Origin of the sequence: Neobacillus novalis NBRC 102450 (assembly GCF_001591805.1) — a bacterium.
Lineage (GTDB): Bacteria > Bacillota > Bacilli > Bacillales > Cytobacillaceae > Neobacillus > Neobacillus novalis.
Genome location: NZ_BCVP01000078.1, coordinates 1 through 5,645 on the forward strand (window position 1 = coordinate 1; position 5,645 = coordinate 5,645).

Annotated in this window: 6 protein-coding genes; 2 read left to right on the top strand and 4 right to left on the bottom strand. The window is 39.1% G+C overall.

Features of this window, described 5'->3' with window-relative positions; genetic code table 11:
• The coding region (locus tag BANVL01_RS26200; RefSeq protein ID WP_156482432.1) for a prolyl oligopeptidase family serine peptidase at positions 1-233 on the top strand (233 nt) is incomplete at its 5' end.
• Positions 234-360: 127 nt separating this feature from the next.
• Here the strand turns inward: BANVL01_RS26200 and BANVL01_RS26205 are convergent.
• The 4 genes from BANVL01_RS26205 to BANVL01_RS26220 all read right to left on the bottom strand — a co-directional run bounded on the left by BANVL01_RS26205 (position 361) and on the right by BANVL01_RS26220 (position 3,402).
• On the bottom strand, positions 361-639 hold the full coding sequence (locus BANVL01_RS26205) for a GNAT family N-acetyltransferase (RefSeq protein WP_066096443.1): 279 nt from the start codon (positions 637-639) through the stop codon (positions 361-363).
• A 144-nt stretch (positions 640-783) separates the two neighbouring features.
• Positions 784-1,152 carry an Ada metal-binding domain-containing protein gene (locus BANVL01_RS26210; RefSeq protein WP_235845786.1) on the bottom strand — a complete coding sequence of 123 codons (369 nt, stop codon included), beginning with the start codon at positions 1,150-1,152 and terminating at the stop codon, positions 784-786.
• A gap of 384 nt (positions 1,153-1,536) precedes the next feature.
• Positions 1,537-2,325 carry a hypothetical protein gene (locus tag BANVL01_RS26215; protein WP_066148188.1) on the bottom strand — a complete coding sequence of 263 codons (789 nt, stop codon included), beginning with the start codon at positions 2,323-2,325 and terminating at the stop codon, positions 1,537-1,539.
• 96 nt (positions 2,326-2,421) lie between these two features.
• Positions 2,422-3,402, bottom strand: a complete 981-nt coding sequence (locus BANVL01_RS26220; RefSeq protein ID WP_066086665.1) for a tetratricopeptide repeat protein — start codon at positions 3,400-3,402, stop codon at positions 2,422-2,424.
• Positions 3,403-3,778: 376 nt separating this feature from the next.
• Here BANVL01_RS26220 and BANVL01_RS26225 point away from each other — a divergent pair, with 376 nt between their 5' ends.
• Entirely contained in the window at positions 3,779-5,068 is a 1,290-nt protein-coding gene (locus tag BANVL01_RS26225; RefSeq protein ID WP_066086662.1) for an MFS transporter, read from the top strand.
• The last annotated feature ends 577 nt before the right edge of the window (positions 5,069-5,645 follow it).

Sequence of the window (5,645 nt, forward strand, 5' to 3'; positions counted from 1 at the left end):
CCGAAGTTTCACCCATCAATCATGTAAAAAACACGAAAGAAAAATCATTCTTTATCCTCCATAGTACTACAGATAAAGCGATTCCTTATGCCGAAAGCGAAAAATTATTTCAATCGATTTCATCCAATAACCATAAAGAATTGTGGCTGACGAAAGATTGTGAGCACATTCATTCGTATCGCTTAAATAAAAAAGAGTATACACACCGTGTACTTAAGTTCCTAAATAAGTAATTAAAACTTGACTAAAACGAATATGGGAGAAAACTATAAACAAGTATTTCAATGGGTGCCTGACACCCGCTAAATAGTGTCGGGCACCCATTAATTTTGGTTCAATTTGCCTTCTCAAGCACCCTTTTTAGTTTGTAATGACATCCTTATATTTGTCGGGTTTTCTTTTAAATAGAGCAACTGCAAACGAACAAATAGGAACGATTTTTTTGCCTTCTGCTCTCATCTCAGCTACTACACAGTCCACCAATTGTTCCGCTACTCCCTGTCCCCTTAGGCTGGAATTTACAAATGTATGCGTTAAAAGTACTTGATGTTCTCCATCAGGTTCATATATGACCTCAGCCAGTAACTTACCGGTCTCATCATATTTATTAAAACGATTACTCTCTTTTTTAAAATCCATTTTAAATTCTCCTTTCTTCCATCTACGTAGTGTTGAGTTTCCACATAGTGCCTGACACCGATAGGTTACCGCGTATTTATTTTTTAATTCATCTAGCATGTTCTGCCCAAAAAAGGGTAGACCCCCACCTCACGAAGGTACAATTTATTGGTTAGTCTGCAACGTTTTCCATATTTTATATTTCTCACGCTGGCATGCGGCGCAAGGTCTGAATCCAGCTTCTATTGCAGTTTGTTCATCCTCAAAAAATACCCTATCTTTAACATACCCCCACTTAGCGATGCCACGTAATGCAGCAGGACAATCCATCCGACCATATACTTTTGTTTTTTTATTACCGCCATAGGTTCCTGGAGTTTCACTCTTATAAAATTTCTTGTCGGCCCCCATAAGTGTATATGTTTTATGTAGGTTCCCGTTTTCCGATCTCTCACTCATTCCATTACCCCCAATATCATCCAGGTATTTCTCGTTTTTTACTTTCATCCACCCTGATAGTTCATCGAAATCCATTTCATTTACAATTTTCCGCTTCGTTTTATAGTGACTTTCAAATCTCACCAGCTCTGTTCACAAATGATTTAATCACGATTTTTACAACCGATAATTCTAAAGCAACTATTCTGTTTAACCTTTCTAAATAATAATGAAAGGAAATAAAGTTTTAGGCACCTCCATTATTTTTTGGAAAATGGGAAAATGGGGCCAGCCCCCGGAACTTTAATGCTTTAGTTCACCGGGGGACTGATCCTAAAATTGGATTTTTGCTTCTTGGACATAGGCTGGGACTTATTTAATTTATAGCTATTTCCTGCTTTAAAAGCATACAAAGTGATGCTTTAAATTATGACTAACCCCCGATGTAGTCGACTGCATTAAGGGTAAGGTTATAACCCCTTAAACATTTGCGGTTTTCTTCATCCAATCGAACAGCTGATGGACATCCCCTGTCTCTTTTAAAGCTTCAGCTGTTTCCTTCATATTTCTTTTAAAGGTTCTTCTTTTCCAATCGCGAAGTTCTGCTTTATTTTCAGTCAGTACGGCTGCCATTTTATAGCAATCGGCAAGAACTTTTTTCATATCCCAACGTTCTTCGGCCAGCTTATTCGCCATGATTACAGCATTGCAAGCTTCATGTAAATAATTTACTTTCCATTTGTAATGTAAGGCTAAATTCTTCATGTATTTTTGTTGAATGATGCTAAACCAAACACCATAATAAACACCTGATAGTTGAAAGTTTGGATTATGTTTCCCGTGGCCATTACAGCCTGTTAATGTCACAATTCCTGCTTCATTTAGAGCCTTCACCATGATGGCTGTGAAAGGACAGAGATTAATTGTGTTGGTGCGTATCCCATAACGGCGGTTTACAAAGCTTCTCCATTTAAAATGGTAGCCCTCCATATGGACAAGATGCTCACGACCATGAAAATGAATGATTTCCTTCATCTTTTGTAATGGAAAATGATTGGTAAGTAATTGAAACCGGTCACCGTTCCAAAAAACAGGGATTTGCATTTTTTCAAGAAATCTTTTAAGCTGATGAAAATCCTGCTGGCTTCCATTTGGCAGTGTGATGAAATCATTTTCCACCCTCACTGGAAAACCTCTTAATACAAGTGCCTCTGCTAATTTTTCCGTTCCTGCTTGCATTTCCATTGAAAGATAAACAGATTGTTTCATTTCAATTCCCCCTTGGTATCTCGTTAATTTCTAACTGTGTTTAGAATACCAAGTTAGGGTTACACTCTTTGTAACCGAAAGAAACCGTCTGCTTTATTAAACTTTGAAGGTCTCAACTGCTGGGTTTAGGATATATTTCTGGCTTTTCCTTTCCCCGACTGTTTGGATTAGAGCATTTACCTCCACGTCTAATCCTTTTTCAATAGCTAGGCGTAATCTTCTTATATCTGTTTTAATGGATTCGGCATTTTTTTCCTTGATGCTGTTAAGATTCACTAGGATATCACGCTTTGTTAGTCCATCTTTAAATTCAAAAAATAATTTTAACAGTTCCGCCTGTGTTGTATTTAATACCATTGAGCAGCCATTCCCATGTAAAATCATGCCATGACGCCCATTTTCAAGGACATAGCATTTTCCATCGCGGCATTTTTCAATCAAGGTCTCTCGTTCTGCCCGCTTGTTCATTCGCGTACCCGGATCATTTAACCTCGAGAAGGTGGATTGCTGTTCGGCCATTTTACTATATTTTACTCGAAATCTAGAAAACTCATCATCTTGATCAAGTTTTTTCGAATGACTAAAACACGCCTCGGCTTTTTTTATAAAACCAAGTTCCAAATAGGCCTTGCCCAGTAAACACTGGATTTTTATCTCTTTCTCTACCGCTAAACCTCTTTCAAGTGCTTCCTTCGCATAGAAAGCAGCCGATTCCCATTTTTCATTTCCATGCGTCATCTTTTCCGCAAGAAAAGCAAGATGATAAAAGATATCCCCCTTTTCTGGCATATAACGAGCAGCATTTTGTAAATAACGGAAGGCGGTTCGGTCATTCCCCCGAATCATTTTCTCTGAACGGCCATATTCTAAATACAGCTCTGCTAAGGTTCGATAATAAAAGGATTTCTTATCATTGGATAATTTTCTCCTTACTAAGGCCTTATGAATTTCAATGCCCTCCGCTACCCAATCCTGTCTAAAATCTGGATCTTCTTCAGATTCATCCCTAATCACCCATTCTTCTTGGAGATATTCTAACTTTTCAAGTGGGCATCTATTGTAATCCTCTAATAACATATTGATTCACCCTTCTTATTAACTTACAAAGACATGAAGTATTTTCTCAACCTATTAATCTTCCATTTTACGATGAAGAAGTCCTGCTTTCTTTTTTACTTAATTCCGCTGATATTTTCCCTAATTGAGTTGTCTTCTGCAACGGATTGAAAAAAAGGGTCAGACCCCCGATATGCTAACACTTTAGCGCACTGAGGGTCTGTCCTGAGAATTTATCCTCATTCGGAATTTGTCGAATTTAATTCAGTAATTACCGGGTGGTGCATTATTTTTAAACCCCTTTACCCCTTTTCTGCAATAAAGTATTTTAATTGCCGTGAGAGCGCTTTTTTCCTTATAATAGAAGAATAATTTGGTTTGGAAAGAAGGGCTCGGGTTGTTAAAGAAAATTCATTATGGCTGGGTTATTTTAGCGGTCTGTTTTATCGGAGTTTTAGCCGCTCAAGGCCTGCGTTATTGTTTCGGTGCTTTTATAGAGCCGTGGGAGCAGGAATTCACCGCTTCAAGGAGCATGGTTTCCGCCATTTCATTTGTCAGTTTCATTGTCTTCGCGCTCTCACAGCCTGTGATTGGAAAGCTCATTGACAAATACGGTGTGAAGCGGATTTTTGTTTACAGCATTATTTTGTTAGGTGTTACAACCATTCTCACCTATTTCGCACAAAACATTTGGCAGCTTCTGATTTTATACGGCGTGATATCTTCGCTTGGGTTTGGCGGGGCATCGGGGGTGACCGCCACCATTGCCGTAACAAAATGGTTTCATAAAAAACAAGGCTTAGCCCTTGGTTTAGTAGAAGCAGGCTTTGGTGCCGGACAAATGGTGATGGTTTCGAGCTCGCTGTTTTTAATTAATGCATTCGGCTGGAAAACTACCGTTTTACTTATAGGTGGATTTCTCCTGCTGATTGTTTTTCCGCTTCTAGCAATCTTTTTAAAATCGGAGCCTGCTGAAATGGGCATCAAAGCATTAGGAGCGGCTGGGACCGCTATCAAACAGCAACAGGATTCAATAGAATCGAAAGAAACACAGCCTATTTTAAAAAAGGGATACCTCTTCCATCGCGGTTTCTGGTTTCTGATTATTCCGTTTTTTATTTGTGGATTTACTACTACCGGGCTCATGGATACCCATTTAATACCGTTTGCCCAGGCTTGTGGCTTTTCTGTTGCTGTAACGGGCACGGCAGTAACCCTTCTAGCTGCATTTAACACTGGTGGAACGATTGTTGCCGGAATCTTAGCGGACCGATTTGATAATCGCAAAATGATCGCTTTGATTTATTTTTTTCGAGGAATGACGATTGTCTTTCTAGTAATCTTTTTAACTAGTGCAAAATGGTTAGGCTTTTTCATAGAAAATCCTTGGCTATTATTTGTCTTTTCCATTTCCTTCGGTATTGTAGATTTTGCCGTTGTGGCGCCTACCGTAAAATTACTTGCAGGCTATTTTCGCGGTTCATCATTAGGTGTTGTGACTGGCTTCCTTTACATGAGCCATCAGCTTGGGTCAGCAATCGGCTCGTTTCTTCCGGGAGTCCTCTTTGACCGCGGCGGAAGCTACACAAGTTCATTAGTCACAGCTGCAATCCTATTGATGCTTGCTGCGATTGTCAGTGCATGTTTGCCGAAGCAGACAGCACAGCAAGAAGCGAAAGCAGCTTAAAAAAGAGTCAGACCCCCCATGTGCTAACGGTTTAGCCGCTGGGGGTCTAACCAGAGAAAAAACTCGATTACAGCATTTTTACCCGTTTTAATTAGCTCCTTTCTCCAATAATTTGTAGTAAAATACACAAAACTTCCAAATTTCCCTCTCCAAAATAACTATTACGAATATAAGCCTATTTACCTAAATCAGTATTATTTTTTCAGCAATTTTTAACCAAGCTATTCGCTCTTCCCCTTCATCCACCCATAATTGTATTACTACAAGGCATTCCTTTTTAACAAAGGAATACAAATTTCCACTCGACATATCTTTCCTTAATAAAAATTCGGCCGCCCTTACAGTGTCCGCTATTAGTAAAACCTTTTTTAAAAAATGGGACTTTAAAATTTTCCGTTTTTGTGTTGACTTACATATGATAATGTACCGATGACGTCAAATGGAAAGGAGGAGTTTATGTTGAGTGAGGAAAAGAATGGGGAATCAAGTAAATCAGGTAAGTCCCTGTGGAAACCGCTTTTGGCAGCGCCCGCTTTATTTTTTCTTGCCCCATTAGGGATCGGTTTGTATCTAACCC

Bases quoted from the DNA above. Each gene is read 5' to 3' on its own strand.
- BANVL01_RS26205 (WP_066096443.1), bottom strand. From the start codon at position 639: ATGGATTTTAAAAAAGAGAGTAATCGTTTTAATAAATATGATGAGACC.
- BANVL01_RS26220 (WP_066086665.1), bottom strand. From the start codon at position 3,402: ATGTTATTAGAGGATTACAATAGATGCCCACTTGAAAAGTTAGAATAT.
- BANVL01_RS26215 (WP_066148188.1), bottom strand. From the start codon at position 2,325: ATGAAACAATCTGTTTATCTTTCAATGGAAATGCAAGCAGGAACGGAA.
- BANVL01_RS26210 (WP_235845786.1), bottom strand. From the start codon at position 1,152: ATGGATTTCGATGAACTATCAGGGTGGATGAAAGTAAAAAACGAGAAA.